Here is a 20,493-nt window from a genome sequence, read left to right as displayed (position 1 = left end):
AATGGGGGCCAGCCCCCTCGGCCTTCGGCCTCACCCCTGCGGTATTTTGGGTCAAAAGAAACGGGTGGGCCGCTATCAAATTTCCCGCTGGCATTGTGTTGGGCCGAGGCGTTGCGTAAGCATCATGTCGTTGCCCCCTTTGCCAAGATCGATGCCATGACCCGTATTACCCAGATTACGCTTGATGACGCGAACCTGCCCCCGCCGACGCCCGAGATCGAGCAAGAGCGCAAGGTGGCGGTGTTCGATTTGCTGGAAGAGAACACTTTCGTGCTGCCAGCCCGCAATGGTCAGGACGTGCCGGCGGGGCCATATCATGTGGGCCTTTCGATCCGCGACAAGCGGCTGGTATTTGATGTGGCGACCGAAGCGGCTGAAAAGGCAGCGGAATTTCATCTTTCGCTTGGTCCCTTTCGCCAAGTCGTCAAAGACTATTTCCAGATTTGTGAAAGCTATTTCGAGGCGGTCAAGAAGCTGCCCCCCAGTCAGATCGAAACCATCGATATGGCCCGGCGGGGCATTCACAACGAAGGCAGTCGGGTGCTGCAAGAACGGCTGGAGGGCAAGGCAGATGTGGACACTGACACGGCCCGCCGTTTGTTCACCCTGATCTGCGTTCTGCATTTCGGCGGATAGATGACGCGCCCGCTTCCGCAATCCGTGCTGTTTTGCTGCGATCACAACGCAGTCCGTTCCCCCATGGCCGAGGGGATCATGAAAAAGTTCTATGGCACTGGCACCTACGTTCAATCCGTCGGCGTGAAGAACGATATGGAGATTGACGGGTTTTCCATTGCGGTCTGCCAAGAGCTTGATGTGGAGTTGAGCCGCCACCGCTCGCGCAGCTTTGACGAGATGGAGCAGTGGGGCGATGATCTGTCTTCGTTCGACCTGGTCGTCGCGCTGAGCCCTGCCAGCCAGCGCCGTGCGCTTGAGTTGACCCGGTTTTACCATGTTGAGGTCGAGTATTGGCCGATCCTCGACCCCACGGGCCTTGGCGAGACGCGCAGCGCCAAGCTGGACAGTTATCGCGCGGCCCGCGACCAGATTATCACCCGCCTGACCGAACGGTGGGGCGCTGCACAAAAGGACAGCTGATGGAGATCGTGGCGCGTTACTTTGAGGCGTTCAATGCGGGTGATGTACCGGGGATGGTCGCCTGCCTGAGCGATGATGTCGCCCATCATGTCAACGAGGGTCAGGTCCGCACGGGCAAAACGGCCTTTGCCGAATTCTGTACCCACATGAACCGCTGCTATCGCGAACACCTGAGCGATATGGTGATCCTGACTACACCCGACGGCACTCGCGCGGCGGCGGAATATGTGGTGAATGGCACCTATCTGGCCACCGATGCCGGGCTGCCCGCTGCTCATGCCCAGACATATGTGCTGCCGGCGGGGTCGTTCTTTGACATTCAGGAGGGGCGGATTTGCCGGGTCACGACCTATTACAATCTGGCTGACTGGATGGCGCAGGTGTCCGCATGAGGATTGAAACCCTGACCGGTGCTGCCTTGACCGAGGCGCTTGATGACGTGGCCCGTCTGCGCATCGCGGTGTTTCGCGACTGGCCTTATCTTTATGATGGCGACTATGATTACGAGCGCCGCTATTTGCAGATTTACGAGCAAAGCAACCGGGCTATCGTCATCGCGGTCTTTGACGGGGATTGGCTGGTGGGCGCGGCCACTGCGGCGCCGCTGGCTGAACATGCGGATGACTTTTTCGAGGCTTTTGCAGGCACGACCATCAACATCGACAAGACGTTTTATTGCGGGGAAAGCGTTTTGTTGCCCCGGTATCGGGGGCGTGGGATCGGGCGTCAGTTCTTTGATCTGCGCGAGGATTACGCGCGGGGGATGGGGTATGAGCACATGTGTTTTGCCGCCGTGATGCGGCCCAGTGATCACCCGTTGCGCCCGTCGGCCTACAAGCCGCTTGATCCGTTCTGGGAAGCGCGCGGCTATCGTCGCTTACCCGGTGTTGTGGCGCGTTTTCCTTGGAAAGACGTGGATCAGGCTGTCGAGACGGACAAACCCATGCAATTCTGGTTTCGCGACCTTTAGGTGCAGAGCCGTGCGGCGCGTTCGCTATAGGCTTTCCAGCGCAGCCAGAAGCGTTCGTCGATGTCGCGGTCCGAGGTGCGGACCTCTTGCGCCTGTCCGGGGTTGTCGAAAAAGACCGATCCGCGGCGCTGATCATTGGCATTGAGTGATTGATCCGCCACCGCCTGCACGCATCCACAGCGCGCGCGGCTGGCCTCGCGTCGTCCCGCAAGCTGGCAGGCCGAGTAGATGGGGCCGGTCGCAAATAGTTTGGACGGTGTCGATGATCTGCCCGTGTCGTCGAACCGCGCCGGGCTGGATGAGCAGGCTGCAAGCAACAAGGCTGCCACGCTAATGGAAAAGAGTGCAGTGCGGTTCATACGGGATGCCTTGGCCTGTGATGTCGGCGGGTTTGCCCGCTCTGATCGCAACAGTATGCCGGATTTGGGGGCCGGACGCAATTCACGAAGGGGTGGGCCGGTGGCGATGGTCTGACCTCCAAAACGCAACGATGGGGCTGAGAATTGACCCCTGATCGACCGGACGAGGCCGCTGGTGGCGCATAATGGCGCAGGTCCGGCCAAATGCCGCTCCGGACACTCAAGCCGGGTTTGACCGGGCCCATGACCCAAGATATATCCACGTCAACACCAAACGGAGGTCCCAATGGCCCGCACCCGCCTGATCCTGATCGCCCTTGTCGTCACCGCGACCTTGGCCGCTTGCGAAACCGCCAAGGGCTTTGGTCGAGACATCACCAACGCCGCGGACGCGGTGGATCGGGCGATTTAGGGGGAGGTTGAGCGCGTTGTGCCGTCTTCGTGGTCGCCGTTGCTAAGGCGGACTTAATTTCTTATATGCTGACGCTCAGGTCTCTTCAATATCTGGTAATTTAAAGCGCAAGCCCTCTGGGATTCGATCATTGGCATCGGGCCACACTTTGCCTGCTAGAAAATCGAGCTCCTGCGCCAAATTATTCCAACGGTTCTCCCCGTTAAAGTCCTCATCCGATATCGTCCACAGGGAAACTGCAATTGCGGATGTTACGCTGCCTGCAAACAGCACTGAAGTACTTTTGTACCAAGGCTTCTTTCGTAACTCCGTCAGTTCAGCGTGAGCCATCTTTAAGTCGGCTTTCAACTGCTCGACTTCTGCACGAAGGCTCCCCACTTCCAAGGCGAGTGCCGCGTCAGAGCCTTCGTATGAGGGGCTGTTTTCGAGAATTTTGATAATGCGCAATGCTGTTTCAGGCATGCTACGCAGGGTCCGCACGAACGGTATTTCTTCGTTTGGTCGCCCCATGGATGAAAACGAGTCAAGGCGCAATGAAACCGCCTCTGACATTGACGCCATACTGGCTTGAACGATTGGGGCACGTGCGAGCAAATTCGTGACGTTGCTCGACGTTACTTCCTGCGATTCAACACTGCCGGTTCCTTGAGAATGCCGCGCTTCGATCTCTCTGATTGCTTGAGCCACTTCTGCCAACCCGGCATTCCACACCTCATTTGGCAACTTGGCCACTTCAATCGTCAAAGCCCAGTCGACTGAACGGCCATCGTAGACGGCCAAATACCAATTCTTAAAGAACGCCCAATCTGGAAAATACTCTAGTCGAAGAACAAAGTATTTGTGCGCTTCAATGATTGGAGAAGGTATATCACCGTCTGGCCAGATGGGCGTAGTGAGTAGTTGGGTGCTGGAAGTGGTGGTGCAATCCTTGGACAAAGCGTAAGTAACCGCTGAACTGGCTTCGGATTGTGTCGAAAGGCCGTCAGGACCTGACATATCATGCACAAAACGGCTGATCGCTCGCTCTGCTTCTGATGGGGAATCGGGGCGATTGCTCGCTGCCAATGCTGCATGGCGGGCGGCTTGAGTTGCAGTCCGCGCAAGTGTGGCGGCTGTGTCAGCGGTCATGCAAGCCTTGTCTGCGGACCGGCCAGCAGACATGGCGGACTTTTCTAAGCACGCCGTATATCCTTCTGGCCTCTGTGCCCAACAGAGCGCTGTGATAGCACATCTGAAGCTTGCCAGTGCTAGTAGTTCGAAACTACGATCCCTTTCTCCGTCAATCTGCACGATAATCCTCAGAGCAGCCCGACTTGCCAGTAAGCAACTAACTTCTTTGCTCAGGCTTGAGAGCCAAGCTTTTCTGCTATCAGTATCAGAAAAATCCACCTCAGCCACACCCGCACCACCTGCGACTCCACACACCCATTGACCACCCTCCAAAACCCCTACATATCCCAACCATGACACCGCTTTCACATATCCGCAATTTCTCCATCGTGGCCCATATCGACCACGGGAAATCGACCCTTGCCGACCGGTTGATCCAGTCCACGAACACCGTGGCCGCCCGGGACATGAAGGAACAGCTGCTCGACAGTATGGATATCGAGCGCGAGCGTGGCATTACGATCAAGGCCAATACGGTGCGCATCGACTACACCGCCGACAATGGCGAGGCCTATGTGCTGAACCTGATCGATACGCCCGGCCATGTGGACTTTGCCTATGAGGTGTCCCGCTCTATGCGTGCGGTCGAAGGCTCCTTGCTGGTTGTGGACAGCACTCAAGGGGTCGAGGCGCAGACGCTCGCCAATGTCTACCAGGCCATTGATGCGGACCATGATATCGTGCCGGTCTTCAACAAGATCGACTTGCCCGCCTCTGACATCGACCGCGTCGCCGAACAGGTCGAGGATGTGATCGGGATCGACGCCTCGGGTGCCATCGCCGTGTCGGCCAAGACAGGGCAGGGGATCCACGAAACGCTTGAGGCCATCGTGACACTGCTGCCCGCGCCCAAGGGCGACCCGGATGCGGACCTCAAGGCGATGCTGGTGGACAGTTGGTATGACAGCTATCTCGGCGTTATCGTCCTGATCCGCGTGATTGATGGCCGCCTGAAAAAGGGCGAAAAGATCAAATTCCTGTCGAACAAGACGGTGCATCACGTGGATCGCATCGGCGTGTTCCGCCCGCAGATGGAGATGGTGGACAGCCTCGGGCCCGGCGAGATCGGGTTTCTGACGGCCTCGATCAAGCAGGTGCGCGATACGCGCGTGGGCGACACGATCACGCATGAGCGCAAAGAGGTCATGCCGCTGCCTGGCTTCAAACCAGCGCAGCCGGTGGTGTTCTGTGGGCTGTTCCCGGTGGACTCGGCTCAGTTCGAGGATATGCGCGACGCCATAGACAAGCTGGCGCTCAATGACGCGTCCTTCAGTTTTGAGATGGAAACGTCCGCTGCGCTCGGGTTTGGGTTCCGCTGCGGGTTCTTGGGATTGCTGCATCTTGAGGTAATCCGCGACCGGATCGAGCGGGAATACGATATCGAGCTGATCACCACAGCCCCGTCGGTGATCTATCACGTCTACATGCGTGACGGCGCGATGATGGAGCTGCACAACCCCGCCGACATGCCGGACCTGTCCATTGTCGACCATCTGGAAGAGCCGCGGATCAAGGCGACCATCCTTGTGCCCGACGATTATCTGGGCGACGTGCTGAAACTGTGTCAGGACCGCCGCGGCATCCAGTTGGACCTGACCTACGCGGGTTCGCGCGCGATGGTCGTCTATGACCTGCCACTCCACGAGGTGGTGTTCGACTTCTACGACCGGCTGAAGTCCGTGACGAAGGGCTATGCGTCCTTTGACTATCAACTGACGGGCTATCGTGAGGATCATCTGGTCAAGATGTCGATCCTTGTGAACGAGGAACCCGTGGATGCCCTGTCGATCATGGTGCACCGCGACCGCGCTGAAATGCGGGGGCGCGCGATGGTGGAAAAGCTCAAGGACCTGATCCCGCGGCACATGTTCAAGATCCCGATCCAGGCGGCGATTGGTGGCAAGGTCATCGCGCGCGAAACGCTATCGGCGATGCGCAAGGACGTGACGGCGAAATGCTATGGCGGGGATGCGACGCGCAAACGCAAGCTGCTGGACAAGCAGAAGGCGGGTAAGAAGAAGATGCGCCAGTTCGGGAAGGTGGATATCCCGCAGGAAGCGTTTATTTCGGCGCTGAAGATGGATGGGTGAGAGACCACCTAACTGATGGTCCTACCTTTTCGCCGCTGTCTTTCAGCTTCATGACAGATCGTAAATGTGGACTGGTCAGAAATTGGGTGGTGAAAAATCACCGCCCAACAAATTAAATTGCAATCTTTGGTTCGCAATCGTCTTTCCATGACTTGGAGGAAACTGTTGCAGATCTCTCCCCACCAACAACGTGCAGGACATTGTTTTGCTCAACTAAGCGCAAGTCTAAAGAAAAGATGCGAGAAGAGCATACAACGCTTGGAATGTTCATAGAAAGAATTGAACTTCCGTCCATACCTACAATTCTCGCCTCATCAAGAAAGGACAAACAAACCGCTGACCTAACTAGTTTCTCTAATACGACCGAAATTGCAAGATGACCGTTTTCGATCCGCGACAAGTGCGCTGGATCGATATCGAGTTTCTCCGCGAGTTCTTTGGCCTTTAGATTTATAGACTTCCTAAGAAACCGAACCTCTGATCCATTGAGCTTCATGTCGTCGCATGCTCGTGCTACTGCAACCATTCTTGTAAGCTGCCGCGGGTTTTTGAGTATATGTCCAGCTTTGGCATTACATTCTTCACAGTGCTTCTCCAAAACGCCGCCTGTTAAGGTTACGGGAAAAGGCGCTCCGATCAAATGAGAAGCGTCGTAGTCCTTACATTCTCTAACATGGATTTTACGACAGATATGTTTATCTAGCCCAGCCATATCTCACCTTACTCTCTCTATTTGCATCACAGAGACCATCTCAATCTCCGAACAAAACCCCCCATAGATCTTAATTTCCTCATCGTCACAGTTCCTCCCTGAAATGACGAAAGAGCAACCGTCATAGTCTCGGTCAGCCCACTCAACTTCTCCTGAGGCAAAAACGTCCAAAAGCTCTGCCAGCGACACGCCGGCTCGACGCATTTCGAATTCAGCTTCAAGGCTCAAGTCCAAGGTTTTGATCTCTTGAAAGAAGCTGTTCAGCCACAGTTGCTCCGCCTTGTAGTTTTCACGTGCCATTTTCGCTTTCCTTGCTCGAGCGACCTATTTGCAGAACATCTACCTCAATAAGTTGACATTAGATCAAGTTGGCTTGTGTGTCTACTCCGACAAATGCCCAAATATGGCAATCCTCAACTACCTAAAATCCGAGCGTTTTCGTTATGTACAGGGCCATTTTTTGATCAGCTGAGACCGATCGTCAGCTTAAGTCTTGCTTAAGACACATCGATCGCCGAACGGTATCGACAACAAAAAAACGCGCCGACCCAAACAGCCGACGCGCCCAATCTCTCAAAACCTGAACCCCTTACTTGTGCCCAAACGCCGCGTCAGCCATCCAGTCTGGCGCACCTTTTCCTGCCCGCATGTGCAGGCACGATGTCCCGACCCGCTGGAAATACGTGGCTTCAAGCTCGTACCAGCCAGCTGATGGCACCTCGACCTGCACGGCAGGTGTTTCCTGGCACGTCTGACGCCCATCAAAATAGCCGACCGTCTGGCCGCTGATCTTGGCGTCGAGCCCATCATTGGTCAGGAAATCGATTGTATACGTGCCGGGGCTGTCAAACCGGACATAGCCCGAAATCCCCGCGACCACCTGCTCGGCCTGCTTGGACGTCAGCGTTTTGTCGCCCTCAGCCGTGTCGCGGTAATCAAGGCCGCTCAGCGGGGTGCCGGGGGTTGCTTCTTTGAGATAGCGGTTGGCCTGGTTCAGGCTTTTGACATCCAATGGGTAGACGTATTTCACGGCCAGTCCCGGCTTCAGCCCTGTGGGTTGCGGATTGGCGGGTGTCAGCTTCAGAGGTGCGGCAAAACTGGCCGTGGCGACAAAGGTCACCAGTGCGGCTGTGGCAGCGGTCTTGAAAACAGTCATTCGTTTACTCCTTTGGATCGGCCAAGCGAGCGGCCCTTTTATCGTCAGCAATCTATGTGCGCCCAACGCGCGGTGACAACAGATGTTCCTAAAATGTGATCAAGGCGGAGCGGGGTCACGCGGCCCGGTAGAAGAGATAGCGTTCAGGATCGATCGTGTCGGGCCCTACGATTTGGGTCAGCCCCACAAGCGGTTGTTGTGACAGCACAAGGCCGCCGGAGCTCATCAGTTGCACGATCAGGGGGCTGAGCCGCGCCCCTTCCTCTACATCCCTTTCCTTGATCCCATAGCCGAAATCATAGTGCGCGAGTGCCATCTTGTGCCCGTCATCGATCAGCCGTTGCATCATTGGTTCGGCCTCGCCCTCAAGAAAATCGGGTTCGGGCGGGACACAACTGGGATGGCATTTCAGGATCCGGTCGATGACCCAGATCCGTCTGTCCGTCACTTCCTGGCGCAAATGGTCATAGCTGCGCCCGTTGCCCAGCCCCATTTCCAGCACATCGCCCGGGATGTCGGTGATCTTGGCGGCGGCCCAGTTGATCCCGTCGATCTGGGCCGTCAGACGGCGGCGCATGGATTCAAGTCTGCTCATGTTTCAGTCTCCGTTCGAGGTGCGGCCATGACCCAAGGGGTCGCCCCACCTGTCCTCATTTCGTGCAAAAATTGTTCGGCAAAAGACCAGATCGCGGGGGTTTGAACGAGGTGATGGGTCAACAGGCCCAAGGGCTCGTTCCCATCCTCGGCCCCCGTCCGGCGTGACTCCAGATGCGCCACGGTTTGCGCGATCAACTTGTCCGGGTCGATCAGATCGCGCGCGCCCTTCCACCAGATCGGGTCGATATGGGTGTTGATATGCGCAAGGCCCGATGCGTCGTGGTCGTCGCCCCGCGGCCCGAACGTCGACACCGTGCTGTAGCCTTGGGGCGCGAGCCCCGCGCTGACCTGATCATTGATCCGGTTCCACGGCGGGACAAACATGGGGCGCAGCCGGTTCCCAAACAGTTGGGTCATCACCTTCAGCGCCGTAGCGGTGTCCTCGCTGGCGCTGGCGCGGAGGGTCATGAACTCGTTCTTTTTCTCACCCGGCGTGCTGTGATCGACATGCGCCCATCCATGCACGACCGGCACCATGCCGAAATCTGCTACCGCCCCGACGACCGAAGGGGTCGCGTGCGCAGGGATTACCGCAAGGTGCACCGGTATCTCCAATTGCATTGACAACGCGCCAAGCTGATCCAGCGCCGCCGTGCGCGCAACCGCATCGTCGTCGCGCCACCAGAGCGGGACGCTCAGCGCGTCGCGACGGCAGGCTGCGAGGGCGTTGCGCAAAGGGGACCAATCACATTTCATCGTGCCCTCTTGTGGCATATCTCACGCACGATCCGCACGCTGTGTGCGGCACCGTCCATGTGGTCACTCCGTGCTGCACGGCGCGGGGCGGAGCGGACCTGATCCAGCCCGTGCAGCAGGGCCGCACCGTCCAGCGCATCCTGAGTGACCACACCCACACCGGGTAGGGTGGACAGCGCCTCTGCGCGCAATCCTTGTTCCACTTCGCCCCCATCATCGAACGGCACAAAGACCGCCGGAACGCCGGTCTGCAAGACATCCATCGCCGTGTTGTAGCCGCACATCGACACCGACGCGGCCGCCCCACTCAGAAGCGTGCGGAAGTCGGCGCGCGTGGCCTCGCAGATCATGTTGGCAGGTGCGCGCTCGGCAAGGGGTGGGATGCGATCAGGTGATCCACCGATCAGGCACCGCCATTGCAGATCAGGTGTCTGGTGGGCGGCGTCGCGGGCGGCCTCAAATATCCGATCACCCACGCCACCACCGCCTGCACTCACCAATATCTGGTTGTTTGGCGTGCTTGGCGCAGGGGGGACAGGGGCCACGAAGCCGGTATAATGCAGCCGTTTTTCCAGCATCTCAGACACAGGCCAGCTCCGATCCAGAGGGATCAGTGCCGGATCGGAATGCACCAATGCCCCGTCGTAGAACCGTGTGATCATGTCGTCGGCAAACTGGGCTTTGGCCGGTTTGCTGGGCGGCGCGAGGATATCGCGGATGGACGACAGGATCACTGGAGGGGCGGTCATTGCAAGCGCCGCTTCCAGCAGAGCGCGAAATTCATCGCGCAGGATGCGTCGGCCAAAGGGGAACAACTCGGTGATCAGCACATCGGGGCGGATCCGGGTCAGAGCGGCCACAAGTGCGCGGCACCGCGCGGCCATATAGGGCGCGTCCGCAACCTCGCCGTGAGGGTCCAGCAGTGTTGTAAACTCCACGCCGTCCGAGCGTATGGCAGGCAGTTGGATCAGCGTCACCCCATCGCTGTCAAAGTGGCTGACGGGCAGTCCTCCACTGACAACCGTCGCCTCATCGTCCGCGGCATCAAAGGCGCGGGCCAAGGTCAGCGCCCGCGCAAGATGTCCGGTGCCAAGCAGGTGAGTGACCACGATCATCACCTTCATGACGACCGCCCAATCAGCCGTGTGGCATTGGGGTCCGCGCGCCAATCGGTGCGGTCAATCGTGATGCAAAACAGACGGTTTCGCTTGATCTGAAACGGGGCGGGGCCTGTGAAATCCCAGCCCGTGGCGACGGCCATCAAGACCCGCATCACCCCGATGTGGCAGATCGCGACCGTGTCGCGGCGCAGAGTTTGCGCCCAGGGCAGGACCCGATCCCGCACAGTCTGCGGGCTTTCCCCACCCGGCGGGCAATAGTCCCAGCCCCACGCTTCGATATCGCGAAAGCCCGAGGCGGGATCGCGGTGCAGGTCAGCGCCTTGGTGTCCTTCCCAAGTGCCCCAATCCATCTCGATCAAGGCGGGTTCGGCCAGCGGCGTGCGACCGGTGAGCAGCGTTCCCGTCTCCATCGCGCGCGACAGGGGGCTTGCCACCAGATCAGCGCGCGCCCAGTCGTCAGGCAAGCGCATCTCACCAAGCTGCGCCCTTGCGGCGTCGTCAAGCGGGATGTCGGTGCGCCCCTGAATGCGCCCTGCGCGGTTCCAATGAGTATGGCCGTGACGCAAGAGGGCAAGGCGGATCATTGCGCGACCTCATCCAGAACGGCCGTCAGGGTTGTCGCGGCCGAGCTCAAAAGGTGGCGGGCTTGGATCATTGCGCGCGCTGCTGCTCCGGCCCGCGCGCGCATCTGTTGGTTGGTCAAAAGGGCCATGATGTAATCTGCCATCGCGGCGGGGCCGGCATCCATATCCGACAGGGGGCCGGTCACCACTTCGCGCACGCCAGTGCGGTCCTGCGCCACGACGGGAATACCTGCCGCCTGCGCTTCAAGATAGGCGAGCCCGAAGGCTTCATTCACGCCGGGCCACAGCAGCAGGCTGGCGGTGCGCAACCGCGCACCAAGGGCATCCGCGTCGAGGGTGCCAGCCATCTGCACCCGGTCGCCAAAAGGTGCCATCAGGGTTGCAACCTCGGCCCGCGCCTCTCCGTCCCCGGCAATAGTCAGGTGCCAATTCAGCCCGTCTGGCAAGATGGCCAGCGTTTGGGCGATCAACGCGTAAGAGGCCAGCTTGTCCCCGGGCCGCATCATGCCGACACTGATCATGGGGCCGGTCAAATCGCTGGCTGGCGGCAACTCAGCATGCGCCAAAAAGGGCGGCAGATGGCGCAAGCGCTGCCCTTGTGGCGCATCCCGCCGCAGCGTTTGAGCGTCGTGCTGTGTGACATAAAGGATCGTGTGGGCCACATCACTGGCCGCTTCGGCGGCGGCTGCGAATGGGGCCCACGGGCCGTCCAGCCGCTTGCGCGCCCGCGAACTTTCGATCTGGATATAGGGAATGCCAAGCGCATCGGCGACCGCAGGCCCAATCAGGTCCGGTGCTTTGTAGTAGTTGTGATAGGTGATCCATGCCCGCCACGATGCTGCGTCGGGACTGATGCGCAGCCGGGCGATCTCTTGTTCGGCCTTGGCCATCAGGACCGATTGCCGGGCCGCATCGCCTGTCCCTTCGTAAATGCGCAGACCGGACGCAATATCGACCTCGTGCCCGCCATGACCAAGAGCCGCAATCAACGCCCGCGCCATCGTGCGATCACCTGAGGGCACCGGATGATCGGGGGCCTTGAGCGGGGCATAGAACGCAACCTTCATGAGCGCATGATCCAGCGCAGACGGTCAGCAAGGTGGTCAATGCCGGGCTGCATGGTGAATTCAGCGTGCAGGCGCGCATGGGCGGCCTCGGCCAAGGCCGGGCCAAGTGTCGGGTCCGCGGCGACGCGGACCATATGGGCGGCCAATGCCTCGGGGGCATCTTCGCTGAGGAGCCCATGAACTCCATCGTCAATGAATTCCGGGATGGCCGAGACGGGCGTGGACAGAATGGCGAGCTTTTGGCTCGCGGCCTCCATCAAGACGTTGGGCAGTCCGTCGCGGTCCCCATTTGCCGCCACGCGAGAGGGCAGAACGAACAGGTCTGCCGCGCGCATTGCCGCGATCACTTCGGGCTGATCACAGGCCCCGCGCCATGTGATGCGGTCGCTGACACCTGCGCCGTGGGCGCGGGCGCGCATCTGGTCCGCCAGTTCCCCGCCGCCAATATGGGTCCAGTGCCACTCGATTTCCGGGGGCAGTAGGGCCAACGCGTCGATCAGGTTGTCAAACCCCTTTTTCTCGACCAGCCGCCCTACGGACAGCATCGCGAACGGATCGCCGGGTGCTCGCGCGCGCCGATCGGGGGGCGGTGGAAAGCGCGCAAGGTCGAGGCCGTGATAGACCAGATCAACTGGCGTGCCAGCGGCCAGTCCGTTCAAGTGCTCAGCCCCGAACGCCGTGCAAGTCGCGCCAAAGGCGGCGCCCACGCTTTGCGTGCTCAGCTTTTCGCGCAGCTCCCAGTCGGGTGAGGTCCAGATATCCTTGGCATGGGCGGAGAACGACCACGGCAGGCCGCGGATCATCGCACAGTAGCGTGCGACGGAGGACGGGGTGTGCAGGAAATGGGCATATAGCGCCTCGGTCCCTGTGGGCAGTTCGCGCGCCAGCACGCAGGCCTGTCCGAACCGGCGCACCCGGTTGCGGTTGAAATCACGCGCGAGGTCGCGGGCGAATTGCCAGGCTGCGCCCCAAAACCCGGGCCGCGCCATGGCAGACAGAACCCCACGCAGCACCCGGCCCGGCGCGTCATGCAGATATTCGGGCAAGTAGAACACATCCGCGCTCAACTGATCGTGCAGCGGGTGCGTTTTCTTGTCCGTGGGATGGCGTAGCGACCAGATCGCAAAGTCGATACCCGCACGTTCAAGGGCCACAAGCTCTTGTGCGATGAAGGTCTCGGACAGGCGCGGCCAACCCTTGACCACAATGGCAAGGCGAGGGGCGGCGCTGCTCATTCAGCCGCGTTGCTCAGGGTCTGGTTCATCAGGTTGCGGGCGCGCTGGTTCACGACCTCGAGCCCGTCGAGCAGACCATCGGCACCGGCTTCAGACGGGCGCTGTTGGCGGGGCAGGGCGCGGATGGCGGCGATCATGCCCTCGACGTTCAACTCGTCTCGGAACTGGTCGAGATTGCGCACCAGCCCCAGCTCTTCGGCGCGATTGGCGCGGATCCATTGTTCGAGGCGCGGCTTGGTGCGTGGCACGATCACGGCGCGCTGATCAAAGGACAGCAGCTCGCAGAAGGTATTGTACCCGCCCATGCAGATCACCCCTTCGGCGCTGGCAAAGAGCGATTCGATGCGGCTGTCAAAGCCGGTGGCGGTGACACGGCCCCCAAGGGCGGCCACGCGCGCCTCGAACCCATCGCGGGTGTCGCCCGAAAGGAACGGCCCATAGACCAGTACCGCATGGGGGGCGAGGGTCGGGTCCTGCTCGTAAGCCTTGAGAAGCAGATCGACCATGGCGGCACCGTCCCCACCGCCACCAGGGGTGATCAGGATGTAGGGGGTGTCAGGCGTCTCGGCGGGATCCACGATGCTGCGGCGCAGATAGCCCGTCCAGAAGGTGCGCGCGCGCACCGCATCCGAGAGGGGCAGGCCCTGCGTCGGGTCATAAACGGACTTGACACCGTAAACCCACAACTCGTCATAAAAGGACTCTGTGGCCTCAACCGCCCCTTTGCGCGCCCATTCGCTGGCCAGCACATCCGGTTCATCCAGCACATCGCGCAGGCCGAGCACGATGCGGGTGCGCCCCTCGCGGGCCAGCGTGTTGAGAACAGGCAGCAACTCGCCGCGGAACCCGGTCGGTTCCTTGTCGACGATCAGCAGATCGGGTTCGTACTGCGCAATAGTCGATTCAATCAGACCGGAGCGCAGGGCCGTGGTCTGATCGATGTCCATGCCCGCGCTTTGGCTGGCATAGGAGCCGTCTTCGAGCTTTTTGACGCCGGGCAGGCGCACGTGATCGACGGCTTCGGGAAAGGTAAAGCGGCCGGCAACGGGGCTGCCTGTCAGGATGATCGCGGATTCGGCCACACCCGATTGCGTCAACGCCGAGGCCAGCGCCCGCGAGCGGCGCAAATGGCCCAGACCGAAGGTATCATGGCTGTAGAGAACGACGCGCCGACGGCGCATGCCGGATCGATCCGGTGTCGCAGAGGTGGAATGGACCATAGTTGTCGTCTTGTTTCCTGTATCGCCCCTGGCCGCATGACACACCGCGCCCAAAGTCTCACCCATATTCGAAGGCCGTGGCCCACGGTTTCCCAATCCTGGCGCGTGTGATGTGTTGATGTCCACGCCGCTGCACTCCGCTATGACACTATTGCCGCGCATTTGCAAAATGCCAGCGTCAGATGTGATCTGATGTGTGCCAAAAAGGAAAGCGCACCGATTGTCAAAGAGGCAGCGGTTGGCGTAGCGTTTGCCGCATGGATTTCCGGGGCACCCGTATTGTGACATATCGAACATTCATCGCGCTGATTTCAGGTGCTTTTTTGTGGATGATTTGTGCGCTGCCGATGCCCCTTCAGGCGCAAGGGCTCAACAGTCTGCTGCCGTCCTCTCCGCCAGCGGCGGAAAATGACATCTCCGAAATCATGCGCACGGCTGCCGAAAACGGGGTCAGCGTGGTTGTCATCGACAGTGACGGTCAGGTGCTGACCCAGGTGAGCGAACCTGCGCCGCACAGCGCGGCCCCCGCGTCAGGCTCGACCCTGATGGGGATACAGGATGATGCGGTGGCCTTCCGCTCAGCCCTGTTTGACCGGCTGCTCAACTTGCCGGATGCATTCAACGAGGTGGTGTTCATCCTGCGTGCGGCCAGTCCGGACGGTACGATATTCGCCTATGTCGAGGCTCTGATCATCAGTCTGGCGCTGTTTGCCGCCGGCATGGTGTTCGAAAGCCAGATTTTCGGCAAACGCATCGCCAAGCGGTTTGTCGTCGCCCGCATCCTTGAAAACCCGGTGGGCTATTCCGGCAAGATGCCGTTCCTGATGTTCCGCTTCGTCTTTGGGGTGGTGGGCATCCTCGTTTCAATGGCGGTGGCCTATCTGCTGGGCGTGATTATCTTCGGCCCGCTCGAGGATTCGGCGATGCAGTTCACTGTGTCGCTGATCAATGTCGGGTACTTTCTGGCCCGGATCGCCGCCGGGATATGGCGCATGATCCTGTCGCCCTACCTCGCCCAGTACCGCATTCCGTTGATGGAGGACCGCCCCGCGCGTGTGCTGCATCTGTGGCTGTCGGTTGGGGCGGCCTTGGGCTTTTTCACCATCCTGTTCGGCGAATGGATCGAGGAACTGGGGCTGAATTACGAAGTCTACGTGTTCCTGTTCTCGCTGATGAGTTTCGGGGTCATGCTGCTGAATATCGCGATGGTCATCGTCAACGGGCGCACGATCACGACCGCCATCCTGAATGGCAAGACGACGGTGCAGGCCTCGTGGGTGGTGCGCACGCTGGCGCGGACATGGGCGCCTTTGGCGGTTCTCTACTTCCTGTTTGCATGGGGCGATCAGACCTATCATCTGGTGCTGGGCGAGCCGCTTGGCGTGCCGTTGCTGGCCGCTGGTTGGGCAATCCTGACCACCATTATCGTGGTTTACGGCGTCATCAACTTTTTCATCGAACGCAGTTTTGAGCGCGCGCGTGCCGTGCGGGAACGCAACGCGGTAACCGGGGAAACGGCCGAGGTGATGCAAACCCGCAGCGATATGATTCACGGCCCGCGCATCACCTCGTTCGAAGGACTGGCGCGGCGCATCGCCGGTATCCTCGCCTTCGTGGCGGGCACCTATGCTTTCGTTGCGATCTGGTCGCCCGAGACGAACATGATGGGCGAAAGCTGGACGGACCGCCTGCTCGACATCATCGTGATCGTGTTCATCGGCTACATCATCTACAACGTGTTCCGCATCTGGATCGACAACAAGATCATCGAGGAACAGGGCGATCTGGTCGAGGCCGAGCTGGGTGACGAAGGCGGCGGTTCGTCTGCATCGCGTCTGGCGACCCTTCTGCCGCTGTTTCGCAACTTCGTGCTTCTGCTCATCGTCCTCACCATCGCGCTGATCGTTCTCATGGAGATGGGGATCAATGTCGGCCCGCTGTTTGCAGGTGCGGGGATCATCGGCGTCGCGGTCGGCTTTGGCAGCCAGAGCCTTGTGCGCGATATCTTTTCGGGTGCGTTCTTTCTGTTCGATGATGCCTTCCGCAAGGGCGAGTATATCGACGTGGGCGGGGTCAAGGGCACGGTCGAAAAGATCAGCGTGCGTTCGTTCCAGTTGCGCCACCACCTTGGCGCGCTGCACACCATGCCCTTTGGTGAAATTCAGGTGCTGACCAACTACTCGCGCGACTGGGTGATTATGAAGCTGCCGCTGCGCGTCACCTATGACACGGACGTCGAAAAGGTGCGCAAGATGATCAAGAATCTGGGGGTCGAACTGCTAGACGATCCGGTGATCGGTGATAATTTCATCCAGCCGCTGAAATCCCAGGGCGTGATTGAAATGCAGGACAGCGCGATGATTATTCGCGTGAAGTTCATGACCAAGCCCGGCGATCAGTGGCTGGTGCGCAAGAAGGTCTATGAGGAAATCCGCGCCCTGTTCGAACGCGAAGGCATTAAGTTCGCCCATCGCGAGGTGACCGTACGGCTGGCCGATGGTAAGGCCGAAGAATTGACTGAAGACGACCGCAAGGCGATCACCGCCGCGGCGCAGGCCTCCATCGAAGAGGATCTGCTTGAGGACGCCACGGACGGGGGCGACGACCGATAAACTACCTAGACAAGCCCCGGTAAAGGGCATAGGCGCGCAGGCTTGGCGCAGCGTCCCGTCTTGCGCCCTCGTTTTGCTAGGACCGTTCCCGTGATCGCACCACTTCAATCCGCCCTGACCGCCCGTGGTTATATCGACCTCACCCCCGTGCAGGAGGCTGTGACCGACCCCGATCTCGTGGGCGCGGACCTGCTGGTTTCGGCGCAGACCGGGTCGGGCAAGACCGTTGGGTTCGGGCTGGCGCTTGGGCCGACCTTGTTGGGCGACGAAGAGTTGTTTCAGATCGCCGACGCCCCGCTGGCGCTGGTGATAGCGCCCACGCGCGAGCTCGCGATGCAGGTCAAACGCGAGCTGGGCTGGCTTTATGGTGAGACGGGTGTGGTCATGGCCTCCTGCGTGGGTGGCATGGACATGCGCGACGAACGCCGCGCGCTTGGTCGCGGTGCCCACATCGTTGTCGCCACGCCGGGGCGCTTGCGTGACCACATCATGCGCGGCTCGATTGATCTGACGGCCATTCGCGGCGTGGTGCTGGACGAGGCGGACGAGATGCTTGATCTGGGCTTTCGCGAGGATCTTGAGTTTATTCTTGGCGAGTGCCCCGGGAGCCGCCGGACGCTCATGTTCTCGGCCACTGTGCCCGCCCAGATCGCGCGGCTGGCGAAGACCTATCAGAAGGACGCTGTGCGTGTCGCAACCACTACGGGCGAAAAGCAACACGCCGACATCACCTACCAGGCCATGACGGTCGCCAATCACGACGCCGAAAACGCAATCATCAATATCCTGCGCTTTCACGAGGCCCCCAATGCCATCGTGTTCTGCAACACACGTGCCATGGTGAACCGGGTCACGACGCGACTGTCCAATCGCGGCTTTCCGGTGGTCGCGCTGTCGGGCGAGTTGACGCAAAGCGAGCGCACCAACGCGCTGCAAGCCATGCGTGACGGGCGCGCACGGGTCTGTGTGGCGACTGATGTGGCCGCGCGCGGTATCGACCTGCCCAACCTCGATCTGGTGGTGCATGCCGAACTGCCCTCGAACCACGAAACGCTGCTGCACCGCTCTGGGCGGACGGGCCGCGCGGGCCGCAAGGGCACAAGCGCGTTGATCGTGACGGCCAAGGTCCGCGCCAAAGCGACCCGTATTCTGCGCAGCGCCAAGCTGGATGCAGATTGGATCGCGGCACCTTCTGCCGAGGATGTGCGCGCGCAGGACGAAGTGCGTCTGATGGACGATCCGATGTGGACTGACCCGATTGCTGAGGGCGAGGCCGGGATGGTCGCCAAGCTGGTGGATCGGTTCAGCGCCGAACAACTCGCCGCCGCGCTGTTGCGCATCCATGGGCTGCGCCATTCCGCACCCGAACATCTCTCTGCCGTGGCCGAAGGCAAGGCCCCGAAAGAGCGCGCGCCCTTTGGCCCAAGCACATGGTTCTCCGTCTCCGGTGGGCGCGATCAGGGTGTCGAAGTGCGCCGCCTTTTGCCCATCGTGTGCAATGCGGGCGATATCACCAAGGACGATATCGGCGCGATCCGCATTCAGAACGACACCTCATATGTCGAGTTGAAAACGGAAGCAGTGGACGGCTTTCTCAAGGCGCTTGGCGCGGACATGACAGTCGAGGGCGGGGCGAAAGTCACGAAGCTTGACGGCGTGCCGGATGCGGCCAGCCAGCCCAAGTCCCGGTTCGAGAGCAAACCCGATGGCAAACCCAAACGCGACTTCGGCGACAAGCCCAAACGCGCCTTTGACGACAAGCCCAAACGGGCGTTCAAAGACAAGCCGCCGCGCGCCGACGCCCCCAAACCCTCCGCCAAACGGGTCTGGGGCGATCCCCCCAAGGCGCACAACGACGGCGCGCCGATTGACTGGAATGACACCTCGACCCCCAAACCGCGCAAACCCAAACCGGGCGCGAAACCGACCAGTGGCAAGTCGCGCTTTGCCAAGGCACCCAGCACCATGGATAAGGCGATACAGGACGGGGCGGTCAGCACCCCAAAGAAGCCGCGCCACAAATCCGCGCACAAAGGCAAGCCAAGCGCCAACGCCTCAGGGGCCGCGCCCAAGACAGCCAAATACAACAGCAAAAAGAACAAGGCCCGCCGCGCGGTAGGCGCAACCGGAGGCGGCCAACCGCCTCGGCGCAAGTCGTAAGGCGGTCCCTGGCCCGCCTCAGCTTGAGTATGGGTCCAGACTGTCGCGCAGACCGTCGCCGAGGAAGTTGAACGCCAGCACCACGATGATGATCGGCAGCATCGGGATCGCAGTCCACGGATAAATCTCGATACTCGCGAGGTTTTGCGCATCGTTCAGCATCACGCCCCATGACACCGCAGGGGCGCGCAGGCCAAGGCCGAGAAAGCTCAGCGCCGTTTCCCCCAGGATCATCGCCGGGATCGACAAGGTGGCCGAGGCGATCAGATGGGACATAAAGTTGGGCAACAGATGGCGGCGGATGACCCGGCCCGGCTTGGCCCCCATCATCTCAGCCGCGCGCACGTATTCTTCCTCTCGCAGCGACAGGAATTTGCTTCGCACCGCCCGGGCCAGCCCCGGCCAGTCGAGCAGACCCAATATGATCGAGATGATGAAGAACACCGAAACGGGCCCCCAATTCGAAGGCACCGCCGCCGACAGGGCGAGCCACAGCGGCAACTCTGGCAGAGAGCGCAGGATTTCGATTGCGCGGTTCACCACCCAGTCGACCCAGCCCCCGAAGTAGCCCGCGATGGCCCCGAACCCGATGCCAAGGATGAAGGAGACAGTGATGCCGATCAGGCCCACGGTCAGCGACAGTTGCGCGCCGTAGGAAATGCGCGAGAACACGTCCCGCCCCAGGCGGTCCGAGCCGAAGATGAACACCGTCGCCCCTTCGGGCGCGCAGAACAGATGCCGCTCTGTCGGGATGACGCCGAACAGGTTGTACTCGGTGCGTTTGCAAAAGAATTGCAACGGCATGGGCCGGGTTTCGTCGGTGATATAGGTCCAGCGGTAGTTTTCGAGGTCGGCCACCGCTTCAGTCGGATAGACAAAGGGGCCGATATAGTCGCCCTCGTGCCAGAACTTGATGGCTTGGGGCGGGTGATAGAGGTAATCGGCGCTGCGCTCGTTCGGGGTGTAGGGCGAAAAGAAGCCCGCAAAGGGGATCGCCATATAGGCCAGCAACAAAAACAGCCCCGAGATCAGCCCAAGCCGATGGCGGCGGAACTTGCGCCAGACCAGCAGCCAGTTGGGTGCGTCCATGTCCGTGCGATCAATGGCCGATAGATCCACATTGGGATCATAAGGGGCGTCATCGATAAACCGGCCGTCGGGCAATGTGCTCATC

General features: G+C 60.4%; 21 protein-coding genes. 8 read left to right on the top strand and 13 right to left on the bottom strand.

Features of this window, described 5'->3' with window-relative positions; genetic code table 11:
• The first annotated feature begins 156 nt into the window (after positions 1-156).
• Genes Q0908_RS11090 through Q0908_RS11075 form a run of 4 tightly spaced genes read left to right on the top strand, consistent with a single transcriptional unit; the run spans position 157 to position 2,068 of the window.
• Positions 157-636, top strand: coding sequence for a UPF0262 family protein (locus Q0908_RS11090; RefSeq protein ID WP_299283964.1), 480 nt, complete (start codon positions 157-159; stop codon positions 634-636).
• Positions 637-1,098: a low molecular weight phosphatase family protein gene (locus Q0908_RS11085; protein ID WP_299283962.1), complete on the top strand. Its 462-nt coding sequence runs from the start codon at positions 637-639 to the stop codon at positions 1,096-1,098.
• Positions 1,095-1,490 carry a ketosteroid isomerase-related protein gene (locus Q0908_RS11080; RefSeq protein ID WP_299284044.1) on the top strand — a complete coding sequence of 132 codons (396 nt, stop codon included), beginning with the start codon at positions 1,095-1,097 and terminating at the stop codon, positions 1,488-1,490. The genes Q0908_RS11085 and Q0908_RS11080 overlap by 4 nt, the downstream gene beginning before the upstream one ends.
• Complete coding sequence (locus Q0908_RS11075; protein ID WP_299283960.1) at positions 1,487-2,068, top strand: GNAT family N-acetyltransferase; 582 nt, start codon at positions 1,487-1,489, stop codon at positions 2,066-2,068. Before Q0908_RS11080 ends, Q0908_RS11075 begins: the two co-directional genes overlap by 4 nt.
• Here Q0908_RS11075 and Q0908_RS11070 read toward each other — a convergent pair.
• Complete coding sequence (locus Q0908_RS11070) at positions 2,065-2,427, bottom strand: hypothetical protein (protein ID WP_299283958.1); 363 nt, start codon at positions 2,425-2,427, stop codon at positions 2,065-2,067. The two genes, Q0908_RS11075 and Q0908_RS11070, sit on opposite strands and share 4 nt — an antisense overlap.
• Before the next feature lie 286 nt (positions 2,428-2,713).
• Between Q0908_RS11070 and Q0908_RS11065 the strand changes: the two genes are divergently transcribed.
• Positions 2,714-2,839 (top strand): hypothetical protein, encoded by a 126-nt coding sequence (locus tag Q0908_RS11065; protein ID WP_299283956.1) that lies wholly within the window; start codon positions 2,714-2,716, stop codon positions 2,837-2,839.
• A 75-nt stretch (positions 2,840-2,914) separates the two neighbouring features.
• On the opposite strand, the gene Q0908_RS11060 is transcribed toward Q0908_RS11065, so the two are convergent.
• Complete coding sequence (locus tag Q0908_RS11060; protein ID WP_299283954.1) at positions 2,915-3,967, bottom strand: hypothetical protein; 1,053 nt, start codon at positions 3,965-3,967, stop codon at positions 2,915-2,917.
• Between the two features lie 335 nt (positions 3,968-4,302).
• Here Q0908_RS11060 and lepA point away from each other — a divergent pair, with 335 nt between their 5' ends.
• Positions 4,303-6,099, top strand: coding sequence for a translation elongation factor 4 (gene lepA / locus Q0908_RS11055; RefSeq protein ID WP_299283952.1), 1,797 nt, complete (start codon positions 4,303-4,305; stop codon positions 6,097-6,099).
• Between the two features lie 112 nt (positions 6,100-6,211).
• On the opposite strand, the gene Q0908_RS11050 is transcribed toward lepA, so the two are convergent.
• The 10 genes from Q0908_RS11050 to Q0908_RS11005 all read right to left on the bottom strand — a co-directional run bounded on the left by Q0908_RS11050 (position 6,212) and on the right by Q0908_RS11005 (position 14,547).
• Positions 6,212-6,811 carry a helix-turn-helix transcriptional regulator gene (locus Q0908_RS11050; protein ID WP_299283949.1) on the bottom strand — a complete coding sequence of 200 codons (600 nt, stop codon included), beginning with the start codon at positions 6,809-6,811 and terminating at the stop codon, positions 6,212-6,214.
• A gap of 3 nt (positions 6,812-6,814) precedes the next feature.
• Positions 6,815-7,111, bottom strand: a complete 297-nt coding sequence (locus Q0908_RS11045; RefSeq protein ID WP_299283947.1) for a hypothetical protein — start codon at positions 7,109-7,111, stop codon at positions 6,815-6,817.
• Positions 7,112-7,400: 289 nt separating this feature from the next.
• On the bottom strand, positions 7,401-7,967 hold the full coding sequence (locus Q0908_RS11040; RefSeq protein WP_299283945.1) for a PA14 domain-containing protein: 567 nt from the start codon (positions 7,965-7,967) through the stop codon (positions 7,401-7,403).
• A 115-nt stretch (positions 7,968-8,082) separates the two neighbouring features.
• On the bottom strand, positions 8,083-8,562 hold the full coding sequence (locus Q0908_RS11035) for a class I SAM-dependent methyltransferase (protein ID WP_299283943.1): 480 nt from the start codon (positions 8,560-8,562) through the stop codon (positions 8,083-8,085).
• Positions 8,559-9,320, bottom strand: a complete 762-nt coding sequence (locus Q0908_RS11030; RefSeq protein WP_299283941.1) for a polysaccharide deacetylase — start codon at positions 9,318-9,320, stop codon at positions 8,559-8,561. Before Q0908_RS11030 ends, Q0908_RS11035 begins: the two co-directional genes overlap by 4 nt.
• Positions 9,317-10,444, bottom strand: a complete 1,128-nt coding sequence (locus tag Q0908_RS11025; protein ID WP_299283939.1) for a glycosyltransferase — start codon at positions 10,442-10,444, stop codon at positions 9,317-9,319. The genes Q0908_RS11030 and Q0908_RS11025 overlap by 4 nt, the downstream gene beginning before the upstream one ends.
• Positions 10,441-11,025: a histidine phosphatase family protein gene (locus Q0908_RS11020; protein ID WP_299283936.1), complete on the bottom strand. Its 585-nt coding sequence runs from the start codon at positions 11,023-11,025 to the stop codon at positions 10,441-10,443. The genes Q0908_RS11025 and Q0908_RS11020 overlap by 4 nt, the downstream gene beginning before the upstream one ends.
• Positions 11,022-12,092 (bottom strand): glycosyltransferase family 4 protein, encoded by a 1,071-nt coding sequence (locus Q0908_RS11015; protein WP_299283934.1) that lies wholly within the window; start codon positions 12,090-12,092, stop codon positions 11,022-11,024. Before Q0908_RS11015 ends, Q0908_RS11020 begins: the two co-directional genes overlap by 4 nt.
• Positions 12,089-13,327 (bottom strand): glycosyltransferase family 4 protein, encoded by a 1,239-nt coding sequence (locus tag Q0908_RS11010; protein ID WP_299283932.1) that lies wholly within the window; start codon positions 13,325-13,327, stop codon positions 12,089-12,091. The genes Q0908_RS11015 and Q0908_RS11010 overlap by 4 nt, the downstream gene beginning before the upstream one ends.
• On the bottom strand, positions 13,324-14,547 hold the full coding sequence (locus Q0908_RS11005) for a glycosyltransferase (protein ID WP_299283931.1): 1,224 nt from the start codon (positions 14,545-14,547) through the stop codon (positions 13,324-13,326). Before Q0908_RS11005 ends, Q0908_RS11010 begins: the two co-directional genes overlap by 4 nt.
• A 281-nt stretch (positions 14,548-14,828) precedes the next feature.
• On the opposite strand from Q0908_RS11005, the gene Q0908_RS11000 reads away from it, so the two are divergent.
• Together Q0908_RS11000 and Q0908_RS10995 are read left to right on the top strand one after the other, a co-directional pair.
• Positions 14,829-17,159: a mechanosensitive ion channel domain-containing protein gene (locus Q0908_RS11000; protein ID WP_299283929.1), complete on the top strand. Its 2,331-nt coding sequence runs from the start codon at positions 14,829-14,831 to the stop codon at positions 17,157-17,159.
• Between the two features lie 90 nt (positions 17,160-17,249).
• Positions 17,250-19,319 (top strand): DEAD/DEAH box helicase, encoded by a 2,070-nt coding sequence (locus tag Q0908_RS10995; protein WP_299283927.1) that lies wholly within the window; start codon positions 17,250-17,252, stop codon positions 19,317-19,319.
• An 18-nt stretch (positions 19,320-19,337) separates the two neighbouring features.
• On the opposite strand, the gene Q0908_RS10990 is transcribed toward Q0908_RS10995, so the two are convergent.
• On the bottom strand, positions 19,338-20,492 hold the full coding sequence (locus Q0908_RS10990; protein ID WP_299283925.1) for an ABC transporter permease: 1,155 nt from the start codon (positions 20,490-20,492) through the stop codon (positions 19,338-19,340).
• Between the last annotated feature and the right edge of the window lies 1 nt (position 20,493).

The organism is uncultured Tateyamaria sp. (assembly GCF_947494755.1).
In the GTDB taxonomy this organism is placed as follows: Bacteria; Pseudomonadota; Alphaproteobacteria; order Rhodobacterales; family Rhodobacteraceae; genus Tateyamaria.
The sequence above is the reverse complement of the archived record's forward strand: the minus strand, read 5'-3'. Positions and strand labels throughout refer to the sequence as shown.

Coding starts and splice junctions, on each gene's coding strand:
- Q0908_RS11090 (WP_299283964.1), top strand. CDS start 157: ATGACCCGTATTACCCAGATTACGCTTGATGACGCGAACCTGCCCCCG.
- Q0908_RS11085 (WP_299283962.1), top strand. CDS start 637: ATGACGCGCCCGCTTCCGCAATCCGTGCTGTTTTGCTGCGATCACAAC.
- Q0908_RS11075 (WP_299283960.1), top strand. CDS start 1,487: ATGAGGATTGAAACCCTGACCGGTGCTGCCTTGACCGAGGCGCTTGAT.
- Q0908_RS11070 (WP_299283958.1), bottom strand. CDS start 2,427: ATGAACCGCACTGCACTCTTTTCCATTAGCGTGGCAGCCTTGTTGCTT.
- Q0908_RS11065 (WP_299283956.1), top strand. CDS start 2,714: ATGGCCCGCACCCGCCTGATCCTGATCGCCCTTGTCGTCACCGCGACC.
- Q0908_RS11060 (WP_299283954.1), bottom strand. CDS start 3,967: ATGACCGCTGACACAGCCGCCACACTTGCGCGGACTGCAACTCAAGCC.
- lepA (WP_299283952.1), top strand. CDS start 4,303: ATGACACCGCTTTCACATATCCGCAATTTCTCCATCGTGGCCCATATC.
- Q0908_RS11050 (WP_299283949.1), bottom strand. CDS start 6,811: ATGGCTGGGCTAGATAAACATATCTGTCGTAAAATCCATGTTAGAGAA.
- Q0908_RS11045 (WP_299283947.1), bottom strand. CDS start 7,111: ATGGCACGTGAAAACTACAAGGCGGAGCAACTGTGGCTGAACAGCTTC.
- Q0908_RS11040 (WP_299283945.1), bottom strand. CDS start 7,967: ATGACTGTTTTCAAGACCGCTGCCACAGCCGCACTGGTGACCTTTGTC.
- Q0908_RS11035 (WP_299283943.1), bottom strand. CDS start 8,562: ATGAGCAGACTTGAATCCATGCGCCGCCGTCTGACGGCCCAGATCGAC.
- Q0908_RS11030 (WP_299283941.1), bottom strand. CDS start 9,320: ATGAAATGTGATTGGTCCCCTTTGCGCAACGCCCTCGCAGCCTGCCGT.
- Q0908_RS11025 (WP_299283939.1), bottom strand. CDS start 10,444: ATGAAGGTGATGATCGTGGTCACTCACCTGCTTGGCACCGGACATCTT.
- Q0908_RS11020 (WP_299283936.1), bottom strand. CDS start 11,025: ATGATCCGCCTTGCCCTCTTGCGTCACGGCCATACTCATTGGAACCGC.
- Q0908_RS11015 (WP_299283934.1), bottom strand. CDS start 12,092: ATGAAGGTTGCGTTCTATGCCCCGCTCAAGGCCCCCGATCATCCGGTG.
- Q0908_RS11010 (WP_299283932.1), bottom strand. CDS start 13,327: ATGAGCAGCGCCGCCCCTCGCCTTGCCATTGTGGTCAAGGGTTGGCCG.
- Q0908_RS11005 (WP_299283931.1), bottom strand. CDS start 14,547: ATGGTCCATTCCACCTCTGCGACACCGGATCGATCCGGCATGCGCCGT.
- Q0908_RS10990 (WP_299283925.1), bottom strand. CDS start 20,492: ATGAGCACATTGCCCGACGGCCGGTTTATCGATGACGCCCCTTATGAT.